Here is a 21916-nt window from a genome sequence, read left to right on the forward strand (position 1 = left end):
TAATTTTCTATGTCGTCCTCAAAAAAAACCTGGTTATATAAAATTCTTAAATGGCGTTATCGCAATATCTCTAATAAGAACTTTATATTGCTCTTGAGTATCCTTGTTGGTTTCGCCACAGGATTAATATCATTACTCTTAAAAAATCTTACTCACTTAATTCAAGTAGTTTTGCAAAGTGATATCATATCTTGGCAGACTTCGTTTTATTTTATTATACCAGTTATAGGTCTTTTAATCGTTTATATCTTCACTAAATATATCATCAAAAGAAATGTAAGATCTGCAATCCCATTAATCCTGCACTCCTTATCAAAGAAGAGCGGAATCATTAAACCTATACATGGTTACCTCCCTCTTATATTAGCGCCAATTACGGTAGGATTTGGAGGATCTGTAGGACTCTTAGGTCCGGCAATTGGATCTGGATCGACATTAAGTTCTGATATTTGTAATCTATTCAAAGTAAGTGATAAAACTCGGTTTTTATTGATTGGCTGTGCTGCCGCCGGAGCAATATCGTCTGTTTTTAAATCTCCTCTAGCAGGACTAGTTTTTGCCGTAGAAGTATTTAGTTTAGATCTAACGCTTACATCTCTATTACCTTTACTTTTTGCATCTGTTTCATCAATTATTACTTCGTATTTCTTTTTAGGAGACGAGGTTCTATTTCGATTCGATGTTCTCGAAAAATTTGACATCTACGATACTCCTTTTTATATTATTCTAGGAGTTGGTACCGCTGTTGCTTCAATTTATTTCACCAAAATGTATTTTGGTATTCTACATTTTTTTGATCGCTTTTCTAAGAAAATTTATCGATTATTAATTGGAGGACTTGCAATAGGGATCATGTTATATTTTATTCCGCCCCTTTATGGTGAAGGTTTAGGTTTTATTAATGACTTATTAAATGGAGATCATTATACCGCAATAGGAAAAACACCTTTTGACAGTATCACTGATAACATTTGGATTGTTATCGCTTTATTAACAGGAATTACAATTTTTAAAGCAGTGGCGATGACCGCTACTTTTGCAGCGGGAGGATCGGGAGGTATATTTATTCCTACTATGGTTATGGGTAGTTCTTTGGGTAATGTCGTATCCAAAGTGATTAACAATCTAGGGTTAGGATTTGAAGTTTCTGAAGCAAATTTCACCCTCCTTGGAATGGCGGGTCTTATTGCAGGAGTACTTCATGCTCCTCTCACATCTATATTCTTGATTGCCGAAATAACATCTAGTTATGAGTTATTCGTACCGTTAATGATTACCACATCAATTTCCTTTATAATCTCTAAAAATAGAATAGAACATAATATATACAATCGTGAACTTGCCGAACAAGGTAACCTAATTACTCATGACAAAGATCAAACGGTACTCACATTAATGAATTTAGAAGATTGTATTGAAACCAATTTCATTACAGTTAAACCCAACTTTACACTAAAACAATTACTAAGTGAAGCTGTTGCAAAGTCTAATCGAAATTTATTTCCAGTTACAGACGAAGATGATATCTTAGTAGGAATTGTTTCTTTAGATAACATAAGAGATATAATGTTTGACATTACATTATATCACAAAATAAAAGTGGATACATTAATGTCTCCATCATCAACAATAATTTTATATGAAGAAGACAATGCAAAAACGGTAATGAAAAAATTTCAAGATACTGGTGTTTGGAATCTTCCAGTAATCAAAAATGGTAAGTACTTTGGATTCATATCAAAATCAAAACTTCTTACCTCTTACCGTCAAAAGTTGATTAATTTTACTGGATAATATACTTTAATATGAAATACATTATTAGAATCCTTTTCATAACTGTAATTGCACTCGTTTGTATTGGGTATTACTTTAAAAATTCTGGAGATCATACCTCGGGCGATAAATTTGTAGGGGTAGGAATCTTAGTCGCATCATTTATTTTAATGCCTATTTTTATCTATCACAGATGGAAAAACAAAAAAGTAAAGGATTACATGCTAACCGATGAAAACCTTAGAAAAATGAGGGAGTACCAAGGAAAAAAAGAAAACAAACGGACATGATTATTTAAAATATTCACATTTTCATAACGAATCATAAAATATTTAAGATTAACTTTAGAACTCAATATTTATTTTATTTTTACTACAATGGAAGGAACAGTTAAATTTTTTAATGAATCAAAAGGTTACGGATTTATTACCAACGACGAAACAGGAAAAGACATCTTTGTTCACGCCACAGGAATTGATGGCGATGCATTAAACGAAGGTGACAAAGTAGAGTATCAGGAAGAAGAAGGACGAAATGGAGTTATCGCAGCAAATGTTCGCGTAATTCATGGATAAGATATAAAATACCCAGTTTCAATAGCGCTACATAGTAGCGCTATTTTTATTTTTTAATATCATATGTCTCAAAAAAAACATCTCTTTGTACTATCAAAAATTCAAGGATTTGTAGCTTATCATCAGATCTAAGTACAATAGCTGTCTCAGGTTGCTCATGTACAAAATCAATAAAGTTGTAGTATTCCGTTTCGGGAACTTCTAATTCATTAACAACAAACTTTTCTTCATAAAAGTCTGCTATCTTATAGTTAGCCGAAATCCATTTTCTTTTACCTCTAAAAGCCTCGCTAATTGCCTTACCTAAATCAGACAAATTGATCGTAGTTGCACTCGTTCCGTCTTCTAGTATTGTATTGGTTACTGGGGATTGAGCATCATTAAAACCAGAGACCCCCATTCGTTTCAACTCTGCAGCACTCCAAAATGGAAGATTCTCGGTATAGGTTGGTATATTTAAAATATCTTTTTCTAGTTTCCCTGTTAATGTATGCTGAGAAACGACAACCTCATCTAATGTATTTACGGATTGCTCTAATTTTATTTTAAAGGTTTCGTTTTCTAAATCAGATTCATCTACAACATGCTGTTTCAAAGCGTATTGAATGGAGGAAAAAATTATGGTATCACCTGGATTAGCTTTTATTCTGAAATTTCCAGAGTTATTGCTTATCGTACCCAATTGTAATGTTTGGTTAATAACATGTACATCATCTAGGGATAAAAGAGCATTGACCACAATTTTTCCTCGAAGTCTAGTATGATCTTGTGAATATCCAGCAAAGGCTAGACACACAATAAGTACGAAAGTAATTTTTTGCATCCTGCGTTTTTACAACTAAAAAGACTCTAATAACTTTTTGCAGTTGCAAAACTCTACTCAATTAAAGGCTAAGGAATGTACATTTTAACCAAATAAGGATTACAGTTTAAACTCTGGAAGTGTGTTTAAAAATTCAATTCAAATTTCGTTTTTCAATAAAAAACCGTTTCAATAATTCGCCACATTCTTCTTCTAATACACCTCCTATAATTTCGGTTTTTGGGTGCAACGTTGTTCCCATAACAGAACATCCTCTTTTTTCATCAACGGCACCATATACTATCCTACCTATTTGACTCCAATATAATGCTCCAGCACACATTTGACATGGCTCTAGGGTTACATACAGAGTGCACTCATTTAAGTATTTTCCTCCCAAAAAATTAGAAGCAGCAGTAATCGCCTGCATTTCTGCATGCGCCGTAACATCATTTAGCAATTCGGTAAGATTATGTGCTCGAGCAATAATACGGTTTGCAACTACAATAACAGCTCCAACAGGAACTTCATCCTTTTCATAAGCAACTTCGGCTTCCTGAAGTGCTTTTTTCATAAAATGCGCATCGTCTAAAGGGTCTAGCATAGTATAGAAATTTAATAGGTAAAACTAAATAAAAATTATTTGTATTTGTACTCGAACAAAAGATTATAAAGTACCAGTACAAAATATTACTTTTGTTGGATGTCAGAATCATTACTTTCAAATATAAAGTACCCATCAGATCTACGTACACTCTCCAAAGATCAATTACCGCTATTGGCAAAAGAATTACGTGATTTTGTAATTAATATTGTCGCTACTAAAGAGGGTCACCTTGGAGCGAGTTTGGGAGTAATAGAACTCACAATTGCATTACATTATATTTTTAACACACCAGATGATGCATTGGTATGGGATGTTGGCCACCAAGCTTATCCCCACAAAATTTTAACCGGAAGAAAAGATATATTTTATACCAATCGCCAATTAGGTGGAATTAGTGGTTTCCCTAAACGAAGTGAAAGCGATTATGACACATTTGGTGTAGGTCATAGCTCTACTTCGATTTCGGCTACCTTAGGTATGGCTATTGCATCAAAACTAAAGGGAGATCACACAAAACAACATATCGCAGTAATCGGAGATGCCTCGATTGCTAGTGGGATGGCTTTTGAAGGACTTAATCATGGGGGTGTCACAGATACAAACATGTTAGTTATCCTTAACGATAACGCCATCGGAATTGATCCAAGCGTGGGTGCATTAAAAGAATACCTAACCAAAGCAAAAGTAGGTGTAAAACCGAGGAACAACAATATCATCGAAGCATTAAACTTCGATTATTTTGGCCCTATTGACGGACATGATTTACCTAAATTACTTACAACATTAGAAGAGCTAAAAACGGTTCAAGGTCCAAAACTTCTTCATATTATTACCACCAAAGGAAAAGGGTTAAAACAAGCCGAAGAAAATCAAGTCACCTATCATGCTCCAGGCAAATTTGATGCTTCTACAGGAAATTTAATTCCGAAAAACGATGCAGGGCTCCCTCCAAAATTTCAAGATGTTTTTGGACATACCTTATTAGAGTTAGCCAGAGGAAATAAAAAAATTGTGGGAATTACTCCAGCAATGCCCACCGGTAGTTCTTTAAAGTATATGATGGAAGAAATGCCAGATCGAGCATTTGACGTGGGAATTGCAGAACAACATGCCGTAACATTAGCGGCAGGGATGGCAACCCAGGGCATGATTCCTTTTTGTGCAATATATTCTACCTTTTTACAGCGAGCATACGACCAAGTTATTCATGATGTTGCTCTACAAAATCTTCCGGTAATTTTTTGTATAGATAGAGCCGGCCTAGTAGGGCAAGATGGTGCTACCCATCATGGCGTATTTGATATCGCATATCTAAATTGTATCCCTAATATGATTATAGCGGCTCCGGCTAACGAAATTGAATTAAGAAACCTGTTATATACTGCATCTACGGGATTAGATAATCCTATTGCTATTCGCTACCCAAGAGGAAGAGGTCATATAACCAATTGGAAACAACCGATGACACCCGTAGAAATCGGGAAAGCAAATTGCCTTCAACAAGGAGAAGAAATTGCAATCATTTCTACAGGTACGATAGCATCAAATGTAATTGAAGCTATAGAAAACATTGATAAAAAAGTATCTCATTATCATTTCGGTTTCGTAAAACCTTTAGATTCAACCTTGTTGAAAGAAATATTAAAAACTCACAAAGTTATTTTCACCATCGAAGATGGCGTTAAATCTGGAGGTTTTGGTAGTTTAGTTATCAATTTTGCCAATCAACACAATTTTAAAAACAAAATCATCAATTTAGGTATTCCAGATCAATTTATTCATCACGGTACAGTAGACGAACTACAAGAGCTTTCTGGAATTTCTAAAAAGGCAATTGTCAAAACTATTCTAAAATATCAATCTATTACTTAATTGCAATTTTCGAAACAAATGTAGCTGATCCATCTTCGGCTTCGATTCTAAGAATATACAATCCAGCTCTAAGTGCAACATCTACAGGATGCACATCTTCTAGTAAAGCTTGTTCTTTATACACAAAGCGCCCATTTACATCGTATATACTAATTGTACTACTGCCTATACTTTGAGGTACTCTAATATTAAAAATACCATTTGATGGATTAGGTTCTATAATAAACATCCCGGTATTAATATCTGGTTCATCTACAGCATCGGTACAATTTAACTCTGATACTGGTGGTAAATCGAAAGCTTCAGTTTGATCTATTCTAGATTGATTATCTCCTTGATCTGCGCTCCACCCTACTCCACGTCTAGCAAAAATTTCCCAAATCAAACATGTATTCGCACCTTCATTAGCGATTTCATCAGCTCGTAAGATTCCTTCTCTTCCGTCAATAAATCCCGGGTTACACGTTTGTAATTTTAATCCATCAATAATCAATTGCATTGCCAAGTTATTTCCTCCAGTACCGTTATAAAGATCAGGATCAAAGCCATCTCGTTCTATAAGCGCCCAATTAAGATCCCATAAGATTGACGCCCATACAGATCCTACTCCGTGAGGTGCAGAAAAATTTGTTTCATCATTTGTATCTGCATAAGTAACTGGATTAACATTTAAATCTGTACTATAAGGAAAAGGTCTTATTCCGCCGCCTGTTACTGGTTCTCCAGTTGAAAAAGTACCAATACCTCTTGCATCGGCTCCAGTATCTCCAGATTCTATAGTCATCATTAAGGCAAACCAATCTGACCATCCTTCTCCCATTTGTTCCGTATCTTGAATACAATTACCATCATCATCAAATTCTACACATGCAATCAAGCAACTAGAATTATTCGCCCCGCCAGTCAAACGAGTAGAAATACCATGACCATATTCATGTATTATAATTCCGTTATCAAAAGAGCTATCATTTGCTAGTATATTTAAACCTGCATCAGACAATGTTATGTTTACAGTATTGGTAGCCATTTCTGTTATAATAGCCTCACCGTCATTCATACCTATCATCACAGCTGGTATATTTATTTGACCATTATCACCGCCCATAACTATTGGGTCTCCATCCTGATTATTAACTACTATTACCGCTATAGCACCTGCTTCTTGGCATCTAAATACTTTATCGTCAAAATTACATTCTCCTCGTCGCACCACAGCTATTTTTCCATCAATATCTACAGCATTAACAAGATCACTACAAGCATCACTTTCATTTGCGGCCGGATCGTCGTCTATTGCCAAAACTAAATCGGAAGTAATCCCATCAGGGACCTCGGGTGCATCTACATGACCAGGATCAAAATTATTATCAACTATACTATAAGAACCTGCAGCCGTTGTATTATTAACTACAAACACCTGAATATCTGGGCTTGCTTCTGGATTCCATAAAAACATTTGCATACGAGGATTAGCTCCATCGGGAGGGGTTGCAAAATTGGCATTATTAAACCCTGAACCATCTATAGCATCAGCAAATACTTCATCATTACTAAACCCTCCTCGTCCGTAATTATTAGATTGAAAATTTCCTGATGCCTCATTAAAACCATAATGATACCATACATCATGAATTACATTATTTGCGTAAAACAAATTAGTGATTGAAGCATCTTGATTATTAACTACAAGAGTGTTAGGGTCAAAAGAGTAATCGAATAAAAGATTGGCTCCCCCATCGGGTTGAGCACCAAATCCATTATTACCATTAATATCCTCTGAAGCTGTCACATTATTACCACTAGTAGTAGTTGACTCTGCTCCAGCAACTCCATTAGTGTCATGCCATCCAAATGGTGAAGCCAATTCATCTTCTTGACCAGATATTAGCTGTCTACCTCCATGATTAGGACTCTCTACCGAAGGAATCGGATAAACATTATACGTTGGATCCATAAAAGATGTCGAAACCTTTAATTCTGGTTTAAACAAAGAAAAACTCTTTACTTCTTTTTTATTGTGCCTATGATTATCAAAAGAGCAGTGCACCACCCAATCATTTTTACTCATTAGTTTGCCTGTAACTGCATCTACTCTTGCACTATACCAATGTTCTCCATCCTTAGTATGTATACTTAAATCCCAGCATAACACTAATTTATCTTCTTTTTGCTCAAATACTAATGCTACAGGAATATTATCCGCAGATATATTTCCTTTAGAAAGAAGAAAGGAATTTTTGGCTGTTTTCGTTTTATGAAGCACTTTGATATCACTTGCGATACCAACCCCTAAAGATACTGATGCTTTTTTTACAGCGTTTTCGGGCGAAATAGAAGTAGTTATGCCGCTAATTTTAGAAGATATATTATTTACAAAATTACCTGTAAAAGAAACAACTTCTCCATTCTTAACCGCAAAACTCCCTATCGCATTTTGTATAGCTATTCCTTTATATTCTTGGATAACATAGGTAGTGGTAGCTTGTAAACTTTTTGAGAATGATTCTCTTTGGATTTTTAACCCTACGAGGTCCTTGGAAGACATTCCTTCTTTTAACAAATACTCCTTTATCAACGCTAAGTTTGATGATTGAGCACTAATAGAACTCAAGCCAATACAGGCCAAAAAAAATACAACGTAAAATTGTCTCATAACTATACCAATATTTCCAAAACTAAGCCCCAAAAAGTTATAAATACAATTTTATCAATTGTGTAAGAGATATTTAAATATACAATAAAATCTATAACTTCTTAAATCTATGAGTTTTCAACAAATTCTATTTTCGCATCGAACGGATGGCGAATTAATATTATTTGTTAATACTTTATTAAATTTTCTCTTTAATGTCGTCGGATTTTTTTCTCTCTACTTTCAAAACAAATCAATTATTTTATCTATATGCAGTGATTTATCTATTTTTTTCGATTCTTTAAAAGGGAAAATCAAAAAACACAACCACACCAAATGAAAGAATATTCTTTCATTCCTAAATAAAAATTTAACATTATTTTGTTTACGCATGATAAAATTGTTATTTCGCGGACAATTAACCTATTATAATCAAATTATCATGAAAAAACTAAGCTTATTTATTTTCGTCATTGCGGCTACTTTAACCTCTTGCGGAAGCGACGATGACTCCCCCGGAACCACTGAAGCAAACTTAATCGGAAAATGGCAATGGACTGCTGCCTCTGAAGATGGTGTAGCCGAAACGCTTGATGAATGTGACTTACAAGATACTATTGAATTTCAAACAGGTGGAACTGCAGTGAGTATTTTCTTTAATTCTACTTCTACAAACGGTCAAATAACATGTAGTGATGCAGAAACAGAAAATATTACTTGGTCTTTATCCGGAGATCAACTTTCTCTTACTTATACAGAAGGTACAGTTTCAGAAACGGATACAGCCACAATTACTGTAAGTGGCACCACATTGACTGTTGAATACAGAGACGAAGAGACTCCCGGAGAGATTACTGTATATATAGAAACATATAGAAGGCTTTAATTTTTGTTATACCTTTTAAAATAATAAGAAAGCTACCAATTTGGTAGCTTTTTTTATTCGAGTCGTAATCCTCTGATTTTTTGAAATTTCAACAAGGCATTACCATCTGTAAGGCTAGCTACAAAATTACTGATACTGATTAGCCTACTATAAAGATCTTCATTTTGGTAATCAAAATACCCTCCCTCTGCACGTAAAATAAGCTTATCATAATTCGAACTTTTATTATCGTTAAAATTATCTGTAGCAACACAATATCTATCTAGTAATGTAGCCAAAATCTCATAACCTGCAATCTCCTTTTCTGTCACTTCTTGACTTTGATAAATTTTTGCAATACTTATTTTAATAATATCATCTATTTGAGCTTCGTATTTACTTTTGTCTATTAATGCTGTTTCAAAATCTCCAGATAATATAGCATCTTCATTCTCAATAAAGATGTTTGCGGCTTCGCCGATTAGGGTGTTAATAGCTAATGCCCTTAGGTAGCTTAATCGATCTGCTGTTGTAGCTAGTTGATTATATTTTGTAGTATTGATAGTATCTTTAACCAATTTGATCAAATATTCTAACGCATACTCCTCTTCAATTAACCCTAAATTAATACCGTCTTCAAAATCTATAATAGTATAACAAATATCATCTGCAGCCTCTACCAAAAAAGTTAGTGGATGACGACTATACGTAATTTCATTCTCAATCTTATTTTTTAACAGTCCAACCTCTTCTGCAACCTCTTTAAAAAAGTCTTTTTCATTCTGAAAGTATCCGTATTTTTTATGTGCAATATGAGTTGTTGGTTTTTTGGGTAAAGATTCTTTTGGGTATTTCATAAAAGCACCCAAAGTAGCATAAGAAAGTCTTAATCCGCCTTGGATACCTTCTCTTGACTCGGTTAAAATTTTAAACCCATTGGCATTCCCTTCAAAATCTATTAAATCTTGATACTGTTTGGGGGTAAGTTGCTTTTTATATCTATTACCACTTCCGGTTTTAAAATACTCTCCTATCGCTTTTTCTCCCGAATGTCCAAATGGGGGGTTACCAATATCATGTGCCAGTGCAGCTGCCGCTACAATTGCTCCAAAATCGTTAAATCGATATCCATGAATAGTGGCTAAATGTGGGTGTTTTTCTAAAATCTTCTTACCTACTATTCTACCCAAAGAACGTCCTACTACAGACACCTCTAAACTATGCGTTAATCTCGTATGAACAAAACTAGTTTTAGACAATGGAATCACTTGTGTCTTATCCTGCAAACTCCTAAACGCCGAAGAAAAAATGATTCGATCATAATCTACTTCAAAACCAAGTCTTGTTTCGTCTTGTTCTTTACGTAATCTTTTATTTGTATCACCTTGTCTTTTTAAAGACAGAAGTTGTTCCCAGTTCATCATATTTTAAAAAAGTTCGAATATCCAAAAAGGGAAGTATCCTAAGAAACTTCCCCTTTTTTCCCTATATAAATCTAGGTCTAAGACCCACACATTAAACAATCATCTCCTTCGCCTTCTTTAGATTGTGCAATAATTGCACGAAGTTCTTCTGGAGTAAGTGCTGTTCCTTCTGGAGTAACAGTCTCTTGAACTGGAGCAGGTGTTGGTTCCGTTTTGGCTGCTTGCGCTTCCATCACTTGTGCCGCCGCTACTGCTACCTTTTCTGGTTGCGGTGCTTCTTTTGCTTCAGTTTTTAGTGTAAACTTAATAGCATCTACCGCAGATTTTGTTCTTAGGTAATACATCCCTGTTTTTAATCCACTTTTCCATGCATAGAAATGCATTGATGTTAATTTTGCCATGGTCGCACCTTCCATAAATAAATTAAGCGATTGTGACTGATCGATAAAGTATCCTCTATGACGAGACATATCGATAATATCTTTCATACTTAATTCCCAAACGGTCTTATATAATTCTTTAAGATCCTGAGGAATAATATCAATATTTTGTATTGATCCGTTTGCACGCATAATTGCGTCCTTAAGAGTATCATCCCATAATCCTAACCTTACTAGATCTTCTAATAAGTGCTTGTTTACAACAATAAACTCACCAGATAGCACTCGTCTTGTATATATATTACTTGTATATGGTTCAAAAGCTTCATTGTTTCCTAAAATCTGAGAAGTAGACGCAGTTGGCATCGGTGCAACTAATAATGAGTTACGTACTCCGTTTTTAAGTACTTGTTTACGCAATTTGGCCCAATCCCAACGACCACTTAATTCTTCATCTTTAATCCCCCATAAGTTGTATTGAAATTCTCCATTTGAGATTGGAGATCCATCATAACTTTGATAAGCTCCATCTGCCTTAGCTTCCTCCATAGAAGCAGTAACTGCGGCAAAATACAGCGTTTCAAAAATCTCTTGGTTTAATTTCTTAGCTTCATCACTTGTAAAAGGTAGACGTAATTGAATAAACGCATCGGCCAATCCTTGTACTCCTAATCCAATTGGACGATGGCGCATATTAGAATTTTCGGCTTCTTTTACTGGATAATAGTTACGATCAATTACTTTATTCAAGTTTTTGGTTACTCGCTTCGTAATCCTAAAAAGTTCTTTATGATCAAATTCTCCATTTTTTACAAACATGGGTAATGCAATCGAAGCTAGATTACACACGGCTACCTCATCAGGACTAGTATATTCTAAAATTTCTGTACATAAGTTAGAAGAACGAATAGTACCTAAATTTTGTTGGTTTGATTTACGATTTGCTGCATCTTTATACAACATATATGGCGTACCGGTTTCGATCTGAGATTCTAAGATTTTCTCCCAAAGCTCTCGAGCTTTAATCGTTCTACGACCTTTTCCTGCTGCTTCAAAACGTAAATATTCTTTTTCAAACGCATCGCTATGAATATCAAATAATCCAGGGCATTCATTAGGACACATTAATGTCCATTCGGCATCATCCTGAACACGTTTCATGAATAAATCAGGGATCCACATTGCATAAAACAAATCACGTGCACGCATTTCTTCTTTACCGTGGTTTTTTCTAAGGTCCAAGAAATCAAAAATATCAGCATGCCATGGCTCTACATATATTGCAAATGATCCTTTACGTTTTCCTCCACCTTGATCTACATAACGCGCGGTATCATTATACACTTTTAACATGGGTACAATACCATTTGATGTTCCATTGGTTCCTGCGATATATGACCCTGTAGCACGGACATTATGAATAGATAATCCTATTCCTCCTGCAGATTGAGAAATCTTTGCAGTTTGTTTTAATGTATCATATATACCATCTATACTATCATCTTGCATTGTTAATAAAAAACAAGAAGACATTTGTGGTTTTGGAGTACCTGAATTAAATAATGTTGGTGTAGCGTGCGTAAAATATTTTTTAGACATTAATTCATATGTCTCTATAGCTGCATCCAAATCATTAAGATGAATCCCAATAGAAACCCTCATAAGCATGTGCTGTGGTCGTTCAGCAATCTTACCATTAATCTTAAGTAGATACGAACGTTCTAATGTTTTAAAACCAAAATAATCATAACCAAAATCACGATTATATATAATCGTAGAGTCTAGCTTTTCTTTATTTGCAATAATCACATCATACACTTCATCCGAAATCAGAGGAGCTTTCTTCTCTGTTCTTGGATTAACATACTCATACAAATCTGTGATTACTTCAGAAAATGTTTTCTTGGTGTTTTTATGTAAATTAGAAACAGAGATACGTGCTGCAAGTTTCGCATAATCAGGGTGTGTTATGGTCATTGTAGCAGCAATTTCGGCAGCCAAATTATCCAATTCACTTGTAGTTACCCCATCATACAATCCTTCTATCACCCTCATAGCTACCTTGACAGGATCAACTAGTGGATTAAGTCCATAACACAATTTTCTTACCCTCGCGGTAATCTTGTCAAACATAATTGGTTCTTTACGGCCATCTCTTTTTACTACATACATACTTCTTTTTGGTTTTTAAAACTTCCTTCTATTGAAGGAATTGATGTTAATTTGTGTTACTATGTTCTCAATCAAAAGTCAAAAAATTACAGCCACCTTACCCCCTATAGATAAGGTAATAAAAGCCTCTACTCAAAGAGCACTTTATTTATGAATGTAATCTAAATTATATGACTTTCGTCCCTTTTTGTTTTATTGTAAAAGTTCGTTCTTAATGAACCTTATCAAACTGAGCTAATCTGAATTAAACAGAAGAAACGTTTTTGATTAGCTCAGAATGAATATATTTTTATTTTGAAAGATTTTTAAGGATTAAAAATCGGCATCAAAACTTATTTTATTCTCTCCGGTATCGTTATTAAGCACTCCCGCTTTTTGATATTCTGAAACTCGTTTTTCAAAGAAATTTGTTTTCCCTTGCAATGAGATCATATCCATAAAATCAAATGGATTCGCAGTTCCATATTCTTTTTCACATTCTAATTCTACTAATAATCTATCTGTAACAAATTCTAGATATTGCGTCATGAGTTTCGAATTCATACCTATCAAACTAGCAGGAAGAGACTCTGTAATAAACTCTCTTTCTATATTTAAAGCATCTACGATAATTTCTTTAATTCTTTCTTTTGGCACTTTATTTACCAAATGCTTATTATGTAGATGAACCGCAAAATCACAATGCACTCCTTCATCTCTAGAAATTAACTCGTTAGAAAAAGTAAGTCCTGGCATTAATCCACGTTTCTTTAACCAAAATATTGAGCAAAATGCTCCCGAAAAGAAAATACCTTCTACGGCAGCAAAAGCAATCAATCGCTCTGCAAAAGAATCAGAATCGATCCACTTAAGTGCCCAATCCGCTTTTTTCTTTATGGCAGGAAAATTTTCGATAGCATTAAATAAGATATCTTTTTCTTTTTCATCTTTTACATATGTATCAATAAGTAAAGAATAGGTTTCAGAATGAATATTTTCCATCATGATCTGAAAACCATAGAAAAACTTAGCTTCACTATACTGTACTTCATTCACAAAATTTTCTGCTAGATTTTCATTTACAATTCCATCTGAAGCAGCAAAAAAAGCTAATATGTGTTTAATGAAATAACGTTCATCATTGTTAAGCTTAGTCGACCAATCAGTTATATCTTGATGTAAATCGATTTCTTCAGCCGTCCAAAAACTCGCTTCTGATTTTTTATACCACTCCCAAATATCATGGTGTTGAATAGGAAAAATCACAAATCGGTCTTTATTTTCTTGCAAAATTGGTTCTACGGCACTCATCTCGATTTTTTTAGCTGTTTTTTAAGAATATTTTCCTTTTTAAGGGTCTTACAAAGATCAAAAAATAGGCTAAAAGTTCTACTTAAAGTTAACAAACGTTTTCAACAAAGTTTTCAACACGAAGTGAATTCACCTAAAAACAGAGTGTTTCTTAAGTCATATTTAAAAACCTGTATATCAATGAATTAAATGGTTTCAAAAAAACAAAAAACTCTTGTCACTATTATTAAAAAACGCCTATTTTTCAGTTGCTAACCGTGTTTTTTAAACAAAAAATCAGGGAGTCTTAAAAACATCAAATTACGGCATTCCCGTAACGCCAAAAAAGTCATTTTTTTAACAAAAAAAAGAAGAGATTTGAACAAAAAAGTCCAAAAAGAAGAAATTAAGAGTTTACTTTTTTAAAGTTGCAGCGACTTTTTCAAGTTCGATATACCAATTTTTGCCAAATTTTCTAATCAAGGCTTCTTTTACAAACTTATAAATAGGAACCTGCAATTCTTTTCCTAGTGCGCATGCATCATCACAGATTTCCCATTTATGATAGTTCACCGCAGAAAATTCTGTGTAATTTTGAACTCTCACTGGATATAAATGACAAGAGATTGGTTTTTTCCAATCTATATCCCCTTGATTATATGCTTCCTCAATAGCACACATCGCAGTTCTTTTATTATCAAAAATTACATATGCACAATCTGCACCATCGATTAATGGAGTTTCTAACTCACCATTTTCTGTTTTAATATGTGTTCCTTGCTGCTCAATCGATGCTATACCCTCTTTGCGTAAGTATGGCTTAACAATAGGGTAAATTTCTTTAAGCTTAAGTGTTTCGGATTCTTCAAGAGGCGCCCCCGCTTCTCCATCAATACAACATGCGCCTTTACAGGCAGAGAGATTACAGACAAATTCTTTTTCTATAATATCTTCAGAAACGATCGTTTTTCCTAATTGAAACATACAGCAAAGATAATTTTTATGCGCAATAATTTTTACAGTTTATTCACCTTTTTATAATACCTTTATTAAATAAAGTCTATTTACATTTGTATAAATTTTTGAAACCATCATCACATGAATTTCGACCTTAAAGAAATATTAACCGCTAGTATGATCTTATTTGCGGTTATAGATATTATAGGAAGTATTCCTATAATTATTGATCTGCGAAAAAAAGTAGGACATATCCAAAGTGAAAAAGCCTCAATAGTCGCGGCCATTTTAATGATTCTTTTCTTATTTGTTGGTAAAGAAATTCTAAGTTTAATTGGTATAGATGTAAATTCATTTGCAGTGGCAGGTTCATTTATCATATTTTTCTTGGCCATAGAGATGATATTAGGAATTCAATTATACAAAGATGATGCTCCTGAGACTGCTGCAGTTGTACCATTAGCCTTTCCGTTAATTGCGGGAGCCGGAACAATGACTTCTATACTTTCTTTACGAGCAGAGTATCACACTATTAATATAGTTATCGCAATTGTAATCAATATTATTTTTGTGTATGCTGTATTAAAATCTTCGGCTAAAATTGAAAAAATAATAGGTAAGCAAGGGATAAATGTAGTTCGAAAGATTTTTGGGGTTATTTTGTTAGCTATCGCCGTTAAATTATTTGCTACCAATATCAAAGGCTTATTCTAACACGATAAATAAACAGTTATAAATTATATATTTTGAAGTACTTTATTTACATATTAATTGTTATTGCTACTGGCTTAATGATCTACAACGCAACACATTTAGACTTTAACAACCTTTTTACTGGAGATAGTAAAACAGCACTAATTGGTGTTTTTGCACCTGCCTGTGTTATTGTATTAATGTCAATACTACTAATATCTAGAAAGATTCAGGAAAAGAAAAAAGCAAGATAGGTTCTTTGTTTTAGAACAAGAAAAAACAGGCTATAATTACCGGAGGTATAGATATTACCATCATAATCATAAAAAAATTATGTAATTTCCTGAATAACAGCGCTCTTTTTAGTGATTTTTTAAGTTTCATATCATCAGAACTTGTCATATGTTCTCTGATTATATCTGCAGAAACGTAGGAGGTGTCTACCAAAATATCGTGTCTTAGAAAAATAGATGCGCTATTATCCAGCAACCTAAAAGCTACAGCTATAATAAAGAAAAAAAGCGGAGAACAGATTGCAATGGCAACCAAATATTCTTTTAACTCTGACATATATGGGCGTGTCTAATTACTCATTTTCTGACAAGGATAACACTTTTTTGATCATCGCATCATCTTTGTTTATAATTCTTTCAAAAGCATTTGTACCAAATAATTGTTGGGCCATAGTAGCTTTTAAATATTTCTTTAATTGTTCTAAGTAATTTTTCAGTTCTATCTCTACCCCAATTCTTCTGGCATATTTCATAAAACCTTCGGCAAATTCATCTGTAATTACAATCTCGTTTTCAAAATTCTCTTTGGATAAGTCATTATAAAACACTCTCTTCTTATCTAGTTCTTCAAATACGTATCGACCCATTCTCCCAGAACGCAACAAGTAATCTAACGTTTCCCCGACCCTTGTAGTATCTTTACTTACAAAAATATCTGGAATAATGCCACCACCACCGTATACTGTTTTACCTGCTGGGGTTTTAAATTTTAAAGAATCTGCTACTTGAATACTATCCGCACTAAGCATTTCTCCATTTTTATAGCGCTCTAAATATTCATTGAAATACTCTTTGTTTCCGTTTTCATAAGGCTTTTGAATAGATCTACCTGTAGGTGTATAATACCTAGAAATCGTTAATCGGACTGCACTACCATCTCCCAAAGCCATTTCTCTTTGCACCAAACCTTTCCCATACGACCGTCTTCCTACGATTGTACCTCTATCATTATCTTGAATGGCACCAGCAAAAATCTCACTTGCTGAAGCAGAGTTTTCATTAATTAACACATAAATCTTGCCTTCTTCAAAATCTCCTTTATTTGTTGCAAAATTATTTTCTATCGTTCCTTTTTTATTTTTGGTAAACATGATAAGCACATCATCTTTAAGGAATTCATCTGCCATTTTTAATGCAGGAGCTATAAACCCTCCTCCATTATCTCGAAGATCGACAACTAAACTTTGAGCTCCTTCATTCCTTAAAGAGTCTAAAGCTCTTTTAAATTCTTTAAAAGTAGTTTCGGCAAATCGATTTATTTTAATATACCCTAAATCATCATTAATTAGATAAGATGCATCAACACTTTTTAAAGGAACTCTGCCTCTTTTTACAACAACATCAAACACTCCTGTACCTTGGCGAAAAACTTTAAGTTGCACCTGGCTATTTAACTCACCTTTTAACTTATCTGCTAGTCTATCTCTTAATAAACTTTCACCAAACAAAGTATCGCTATCAGCCATCAAAATTCTATCACCAGCTTTTATCCCAGATTTCTCGCTAGGACCTCCTTTGATCGTATTTATTACGGATATAGTATCTCTAAAAGAATAGTAGGTAACTCCAATCCCAATAAAATCTCCTTGCATACTCTCGGTAATTCCCTCAAGTTCTTCTGGCGGGATATAGACTGAATGTGGGTCTAAATTTTCAAGAATACTATTAACCGTAACATCAACAATACTATCGGTATTGATTTCATCAACATATTCATAATCGATATAATCAATTAGGCGATTTAATTTTTCTTTTTTGGCATTAGAAGAAAACAACTTGGCAGAAGGGTTGCTAAAATTCAATTTACTACCTAAAAAGATTCCAGCTCCTACAGCTAATCCTAAAAACAAGGGTAAGTATTTTTTTGAATATCCCATTAATCGTCTAAATCCGTAATCTGTTCTATTTCTACTCCGGCTTTTTCAAGAAATTTAAGTCCAGAGTCATCTTTATATCCAACTTGATACACAATCCGTTTTATACCGGCCTGATGAATCAATTTACTACATTCTTTACATGGTGATAATGTTATATAGAGCGTTGCTCCTTTGCACGATTGTGTAGAAGATGCAACCTTAGAGATCGCATTAGCTTCTGCGTGTAATACATACCACTTTGTATATCCTTCTTCATCTTCACATGGATTTTCGAAACCCGTTGGAGTACCGTTAAATCCATCAGAGATGATCATTCTATCCTTAACAATAACCGCTCCAACTTTTTTTCTTTCACAATGTGATAATTTACCCCACTCTCTTGCTATTCGCAAGTAGGCTTTATCATATTTACGTTGCTTCTTTTTAGACATAGGGTAGAACGACTAATATTATCATAACAATCAAAGTACGAATATATTATTACCATGTGGCAAATACAACCCAAATACACACTTAATTACCATATTTTATTTGCAATAAGCATAGGGATAATCATTCCTATCACTATTGAAGATACAACCAGAACCCAATCTCGTTTCGAAAACCTTAAAACTGTTAGCGCTATAAAGCTAATTATAAACACAATTAAAACTACTAATATTTGAGCTACCTCTACCCCAAGTGAAAATCCCAGAATACTCAAAAACTTAGAGCCCGAGCCACGAGTCATATTGAAAAAACTAGAAAAACCAAGGCCGTGTATTATCCCAAAGATTAATGTAATGACATAAAGAACATTAATTCGATTACTAGAAGGTGTTTTATTTGCGGTTAATACATTAAATATACCAGTAACCAAAATAGTCACAAGAATCAAAAGTTCGACCAAATTTCTATTTACCGAAACCACATTATACGATGCTAAAAACATCGAAATAGTATGTCCTACAGTAAAAATGGTCACCAAGGTCAACACTCGCTTCCAATGACTAGCGTTATAGGCTAGGGTTAACAAAACAAAAAACAATATATGATCATATGCATTTAAATCGAGCACATGTTTAAAGGCTAGACGTATATTAAACCAAAATTCTGACATAACTATAGATTTTGAGGATTGGCTAATGTACAATATAATACGAAAATGAAGAAATCCTTAATTCAATAATCTAAAAGCAAAAAACATGCATATTTATATTTCAATATTGAGGGTATACATCTCACATTTTCAGGACTTAGTTGCAAATTCATCGATTTATACACATATTTTCAACCCTTTGAAAACGTTAAAAACAAAGGGTTTTTAAAGAAATCTCAAAATCTAGGGTAACATTTGTGTCAAAAACGCAACCTTTAGTAAACCAAAAAAGTATATTTTTGTCAACTGTCTCCTCCTAAACTTATTAAAACACTAGTTATGAATGCTAAGATCTATAGGCTCAATGCTTTTAATCTTCAGGAAATGTTATTGGTATTGGCTATAATAGGAATCCTATTATTGATTGCCCTACCTAATTTTTTGCCTTTAATAGCCCAAACAAAAGCACAAGAGGCAAAAATACAATTGAAGACCATAAGCAATATGGAAACTCAATATCGATATTTAAACTCCAAATATTCTGTTGATTTTAATGAAATAAATTATGAATCGCCTACAACAGTAAAAAATGGAGGCACTGCTAATTATGCCTATGAAATCATAGAAGCTTCAGTCTCCAATTTTAAGGCTAGAGCTACCGCCGTGGTAGATTTTGATGGTGATGGGGTTTTTAATGTATGGGAAATCGATGAAAAAGGAAGTCCTAAACAAATTGTAAAAGATTAATATGTTCATTTTTAAAGCACTTATCATACTTAATCTTGGGTGGATCGTTTATCAAGATCTTAAAAGTAGAGCTGTATACTGGTTTTTAATACCATCACTAATCGTGCAGCTAGGGTATTTGCATTACACAAACGTTCTTCAAACAAATTTCTTAAGTGCCATAATCATTAATATAGGGATCATTTTTGCCATCATTTCTATCCTATATCTCTACGCTATTTTAAAAATTAAGAAACCCTTTTTTAAAGAAGTTTTTGGCCTTGGCGATATGCTATTTTTCTTAGCTCTTGCGATTGCTTTCCCTACAATTACTTTTATTGTAGTTTTTGTTTTCTCTTTATTTTTTTCATTATTTCTGTGGTTAACTTTTAAAAACAAAAGCAAGTACCACACTTTACCCCTGGCAGGTTATATGGCTTTATTTTTAATACTAATTCTTATAGGAAACTGGTTAACAAATGCCGCTAATTTATATCTGATATAATGAGTAATGATACTTTTGACATACCCGTTGATCTAAAACAAATGATTACCTCTAATCAGGCATTTCATTATAGAGTAATCCCTGTACAAAGAGATGGAGATACTATTCATTTTAAAACTGACTCAAGTAGTATAAAAAGTTTGCAAAAAGAATTATCCATAATTCTTAATCAAAATATCATTCTGATTTCAGAAACATCTGATAATTTACAATCCTATCTAACTCTTAATTATCGTAAGGTAAATGCAAAACAAGAGCAATTGCATTATGAAGATAATTTTTTACAAAAGTTAATTGCTACCGCTAAAGATTTTGGGAGTAGTGATATCCATATGGAGCCTTACGAGAAATTTTGTAGAGTACGATTTAGATTAGACGGAAAACTAAAGGAAATGTACACCATTACCAAAAAGGAGTTTCCGCAATTGGTAAATCAAATCAAAATACAATCCGGACTGGATATCTCGCAAAAAAGATTGGCTCAGGATGGTCGAATCACTTTTAAAAATGGATCCGAAGAGTTTGATATAAGAGTATCTACAATGCCTACTTTATATGGAGAAAAAATTGTACTTCGATTATTAAACAGAGATACACAAGAAGTACAATTAGATGATCTAGGATTTACTGAAAAAGAATTAGAATTATACCGAGAAGCCGTTAGAAAACCTCAAGGTATTATTTTAATTTCTGGTCCTACGGGTTCTGGTAAAACTACCACCTTATACGCTACACTAAAAGAACTAAACAAAGAAGTCTCCAACATATTAACTATAGAGGATCCAATAGAATATACATTAGAAGGCGTAAACCAAGTACAATTACGAGAGGATATCGATTTTGATTTTCCGGCAGCACTTAGGGCTTTTTTACGTCAGGATCCAGATGTTATTATGGTAGGAGAAATACGTGACGATAAAACCGCAAATATGGCCATTAAAGCAGCTTTAACGGGGCATTTAGTATTATCTACTATTCATACTAATTCTGCCTGGGCTACTATTTCTAGACTTGTCGACATGAACGTTCCTTCCTTTTTATTGGCAAGCACATTAACAATGAGTATTGCACAACGACTGGTTCGAAAATTATGTCCTCATTGTAAGCAAGAAAAAGATTCGGAAATAGAAGATTTCCCTTTAGGGTTTGAAATCCCAGAAACATTAAAAAAGCATTACGTTGCCATTGGCTGCAATAACTGTTATCAAACAGGCTACCTAGGTCGAAAAGCAATTTATGAGATATTACCCATAACCAAAGAATTAGAAACAACAATAAGACATAACGAATTACAGATTGATAATTATATTGTCTCGCAAAATATTAAAACGCTAAAAAGCAACGCGATGCGTTTAGTCATCGAAGGACACACCTCTGTTGAAGAAGTATATGCATTACTAGCAAGTAATTAGAAAG

General features: G+C 33.7%; 21 protein-coding genes. 10 read left to right on the plus strand and 11 right to left on the minus strand.

The window, feature by feature from the left end:
- Positions 1 to 9 precede the first annotated feature (9 nt).
- The 3 genes from DK508_RS15015 (at position 10) to DK508_RS15025 (ending at position 2348) form a co-directional block, all read left to right on the plus strand.
- Entirely contained in the window at positions 10 to 1794 is a 1785-nt protein-coding gene (locus DK508_RS15015; RefSeq protein ID WP_109301609.1) for a chloride channel protein, read from the plus strand.
- A gap of 11 nt (positions 1795 to 1805) precedes the next feature.
- Positions 1806 to 2063: a hypothetical protein gene (locus DK508_RS15020; RefSeq protein ID WP_109301610.1), complete on the plus strand. Its 258-nt coding sequence runs from the start codon at positions 1806 to 1808 to the stop codon at positions 2061 to 2063.
- Between the two features lie 87 nt (positions 2064 to 2150).
- A complete protein-coding gene (locus DK508_RS15025; RefSeq protein WP_109301611.1) occupies positions 2151 to 2348 on the plus strand; it encodes a cold-shock protein in 198 nt (65 codons plus the stop codon).
- Between the two features lie 46 nt (positions 2349 to 2394).
- On the opposite strand, the gene DK508_RS15030 is transcribed toward DK508_RS15025, so the two are convergent.
- Both DK508_RS15030 and DK508_RS15035 read right to left on the minus strand, forming a co-directional pair.
- Positions 2395 to 3171, minus strand: a complete 777-nt coding sequence (locus tag DK508_RS15030; RefSeq protein ID WP_109301612.1) for a carboxypeptidase-like regulatory domain-containing protein — start codon at positions 3169 to 3171, stop codon at positions 2395 to 2397.
- A 133-nt stretch (positions 3172 to 3304) separates the two neighbouring features.
- Positions 3305 to 3754, minus strand: coding sequence for a nucleoside deaminase (locus DK508_RS15035; RefSeq protein ID WP_109301613.1), 450 nt, complete (start codon positions 3752 to 3754; stop codon positions 3305 to 3307).
- Between the two features lie 99 nt (positions 3755 to 3853).
- Between DK508_RS15035 and DK508_RS15040 the strand changes: the two genes are divergently transcribed.
- Positions 3854 to 5629 carry a 1-deoxy-D-xylulose-5-phosphate synthase gene (locus DK508_RS15040; protein ID WP_109301614.1) on the plus strand — a complete coding sequence of 592 codons (1776 nt, stop codon included), beginning with the start codon at positions 3854 to 3856 and terminating at the stop codon, positions 5627 to 5629.
- Here the strand turns inward: DK508_RS15040 and DK508_RS15045 are convergent.
- Positions 5622 to 8282 (minus strand): T9SS-dependent M36 family metallopeptidase, encoded by a 2661-nt coding sequence (locus tag DK508_RS15045; protein WP_109301615.1) that lies wholly within the window; start codon positions 8280 to 8282, stop codon positions 5622 to 5624. The genes DK508_RS15040 and DK508_RS15045 overlap by 8 nt on opposite strands.
- Before the next feature lie 421 nt (positions 8283 to 8703).
- Between DK508_RS15045 and DK508_RS15050 the strand changes: the two genes are divergently transcribed.
- Positions 8704 to 9147 (plus strand): lipocalin family protein, encoded by a 444-nt coding sequence (locus tag DK508_RS15050; RefSeq protein ID WP_160114730.1) that lies wholly within the window; start codon positions 8704 to 8706, stop codon positions 9145 to 9147.
- Between the two features lie 53 nt (positions 9148 to 9200).
- Here DK508_RS15050 and dgt read toward each other — a convergent pair whose 3' ends face one another.
- From dgt to DK508_RS15070, 4 genes are all read right to left on the minus strand, one after another.
- Positions 9201 to 10547: a dGTP triphosphohydrolase gene (gene dgt, locus DK508_RS15055; RefSeq protein WP_109301617.1), complete on the minus strand. Its 1347-nt coding sequence runs from the start codon at positions 10545 to 10547 to the stop codon at positions 9201 to 9203.
- Positions 10548 to 10627: 80 nt separating this feature from the next.
- The gene (locus DK508_RS15060; protein WP_109301618.1) at positions 10628 to 13102 is read right to left on the minus strand and encodes a ribonucleoside-diphosphate reductase subunit alpha; all 2475 of its coding nucleotides are present in this window, start codon (positions 13100 to 13102) and stop codon (positions 10628 to 10630) included.
- 312 nt (positions 13103 to 13414) lie between these two features.
- A complete protein-coding gene (locus tag DK508_RS15065; RefSeq protein WP_109301619.1) occupies positions 13415 to 14392 on the minus strand; it encodes a ribonucleotide-diphosphate reductase subunit beta in 978 nt (325 codons plus the stop codon).
- 393 nt (positions 14393 to 14785) lie between these two features.
- The gene (locus tag DK508_RS15070) at positions 14786 to 15355 is read right to left on the minus strand and encodes a DUF3109 family protein (RefSeq protein WP_109301620.1); all 570 of its coding nucleotides are present in this window, start codon (positions 15353 to 15355) and stop codon (positions 14786 to 14788) included.
- Between the two features lie 114 nt (positions 15356 to 15469).
- Here DK508_RS15070 and DK508_RS15075 point away from each other — a divergent pair, with 114 nt between their 5' ends.
- The gene (locus DK508_RS15075) at positions 15470 to 16042 is read left to right on the plus strand and encodes a MarC family protein (protein WP_109301621.1); all 573 of its coding nucleotides are present in this window, start codon (positions 15470 to 15472) and stop codon (positions 16040 to 16042) included.
- Between the two features lie 32 nt (positions 16043 to 16074).
- Entirely contained in the window at positions 16075 to 16275 is a 201-nt protein-coding gene (locus DK508_RS15080) for a hypothetical protein (RefSeq protein WP_109301622.1), read from the plus strand.
- A gap of 10 nt (positions 16276 to 16285) precedes the next feature.
- On the opposite strand, the gene DK508_RS15085 is transcribed toward DK508_RS15080, so the two are convergent.
- From DK508_RS15085 to DK508_RS15100, 4 genes are all read right to left on the minus strand, one after another.
- A complete protein-coding gene (locus DK508_RS15085; RefSeq protein WP_109301623.1) occupies positions 16286 to 16591 on the minus strand; it encodes a hypothetical protein in 306 nt (101 codons plus the stop codon).
- A gap of 16 nt (positions 16592 to 16607) precedes the next feature.
- A complete protein-coding gene (locus DK508_RS15090) occupies positions 16608 to 18191 on the minus strand; it encodes a S41 family peptidase (RefSeq protein ID WP_109301624.1) in 1584 nt (527 codons plus the stop codon).
- Positions 18191 to 18622, minus strand: a complete 432-nt coding sequence (locus DK508_RS15095) for a dCMP deaminase family protein (protein WP_109301625.1) — start codon at positions 18620 to 18622, stop codon at positions 18191 to 18193. The genes DK508_RS15090 and DK508_RS15095 overlap by 1 nt, the downstream gene beginning before the upstream one ends.
- A gap of 86 nt (positions 18623 to 18708) precedes the next feature.
- Positions 18709 to 19290 (minus strand): HupE/UreJ family protein, encoded by a 582-nt coding sequence (locus tag DK508_RS15100; RefSeq protein ID WP_109301626.1) that lies wholly within the window; start codon positions 19288 to 19290, stop codon positions 18709 to 18711.
- A 318-nt stretch (positions 19291 to 19608) separates the two neighbouring features.
- Here DK508_RS15100 and DK508_RS15105 point away from each other — a divergent pair, with 318 nt between their 5' ends.
- From DK508_RS15105 to DK508_RS15115, 3 genes are read left to right on the plus strand one after another with little or no spacing between them, the layout of a single operon-like run.
- On the plus strand, positions 19609 to 20016 hold the full coding sequence (locus DK508_RS15105) for a prepilin-type N-terminal cleavage/methylation domain-containing protein (protein ID WP_109301627.1): 408 nt from the start codon (positions 19609 to 19611) through the stop codon (positions 20014 to 20016).
- 1 nt (position 20017) lies between these two features.
- Positions 20018 to 20500, plus strand: coding sequence for a hypothetical protein (locus DK508_RS15110; protein WP_109301628.1), 483 nt, complete (start codon positions 20018 to 20020; stop codon positions 20498 to 20500).
- Positions 20500 to 21912 (plus strand): GspE/PulE family protein, encoded by a 1413-nt coding sequence (locus DK508_RS15115; RefSeq protein ID WP_109301629.1) that lies wholly within the window; start codon positions 20500 to 20502, stop codon positions 21910 to 21912. Before DK508_RS15110 ends, DK508_RS15115 begins: the two co-directional genes overlap by 1 nt.
- Positions 21913 to 21916 lie beyond the last annotated feature (4 nt).

The organism is Aquimarina sp. AU474 (assembly GCF_900312815.1).
GTDB lineage: Bacteria > Bacteroidota > Bacteroidia > Flavobacteriales > Flavobacteriaceae > Aquimarina.

Coding starts and splice junctions, on each gene's coding strand:
- DK508_RS15015 (WP_109301609.1), top strand. CDS start 10: ATGTCGTCCTCAAAAAAAACCTGGTTATATAAAATTCTTAAATGGCGT.
- DK508_RS15020 (WP_109301610.1), top strand. CDS start 1,806: ATGAAATACATTATTAGAATCCTTTTCATAACTGTAATTGCACTCGTT.
- DK508_RS15025 (WP_109301611.1), top strand. CDS start 2,151: ATGGAAGGAACAGTTAAATTTTTTAATGAATCAAAAGGTTACGGATTT.
- DK508_RS15030 (WP_109301612.1), bottom strand. CDS start 3,171: ATGCAAAAAATTACTTTCGTACTTATTGTGTGTCTAGCCTTTGCTGGA.
- DK508_RS15035 (WP_109301613.1), bottom strand. CDS start 3,754: ATGCTAGACCCTTTAGACGATGCGCATTTTATGAAAAAAGCACTTCAG.
- DK508_RS15040 (WP_109301614.1), top strand. CDS start 3,854: ATGTCAGAATCATTACTTTCAAATATAAAGTACCCATCAGATCTACGT.
- DK508_RS15045 (WP_109301615.1), bottom strand. CDS start 8,282: ATGAGACAATTTTACGTTGTATTTTTTTTGGCCTGTATTGGCTTGAGT.
- DK508_RS15050 (WP_160114730.1), top strand. CDS start 8,704: ATGAAAAAACTAAGCTTATTTATTTTCGTCATTGCGGCTACTTTAACC.
- dgt (WP_109301617.1), bottom strand. CDS start 10,547: ATGAACTGGGAACAACTTCTGTCTTTAAAAAGACAAGGTGATACAAAT.
- DK508_RS15060 (WP_109301618.1), bottom strand. CDS start 13,102: ATGTATGTAGTAAAAAGAGATGGCCGTAAAGAACCAATTATGTTTGAC.
- DK508_RS15065 (WP_109301619.1), bottom strand. CDS start 14,392: ATGAGTGCCGTAGAACCAATTTTGCAAGAAAATAAAGACCGATTTGTG.
- DK508_RS15070 (WP_109301620.1), bottom strand. CDS start 15,355: ATGTTTCAATTAGGAAAAACGATCGTTTCTGAAGATATTATAGAAAAA.
- DK508_RS15075 (WP_109301621.1), top strand. CDS start 15,470: ATGAATTTCGACCTTAAAGAAATATTAACCGCTAGTATGATCTTATTT.
- DK508_RS15085 (WP_109301623.1), bottom strand. CDS start 16,591: ATGTCAGAGTTAAAAGAATATTTGGTTGCCATTGCAATCTGTTCTCCG.
- DK508_RS15090 (WP_109301624.1), bottom strand. CDS start 18,191: ATGGGATATTCAAAAAAATACTTACCCTTGTTTTTAGGATTAGCTGTA.
- DK508_RS15095 (WP_109301625.1), bottom strand. CDS start 18,622: ATGTCTAAAAAGAAGCAACGTAAATATGATAAAGCCTACTTGCGAATA.
- DK508_RS15100 (WP_109301626.1), bottom strand. CDS start 19,290: ATGTCAGAATTTTGGTTTAATATACGTCTAGCCTTTAAACATGTGCTC.
- DK508_RS15105 (WP_109301627.1), top strand. CDS start 19,609: ATGAATGCTAAGATCTATAGGCTCAATGCTTTTAATCTTCAGGAAATG.
- DK508_RS15110 (WP_109301628.1), top strand. CDS start 20,018: ATGTTCATTTTTAAAGCACTTATCATACTTAATCTTGGGTGGATCGTT.
- DK508_RS15115 (WP_109301629.1), top strand. CDS start 20,500: ATGAGTAATGATACTTTTGACATACCCGTTGATCTAAAACAAATGATT.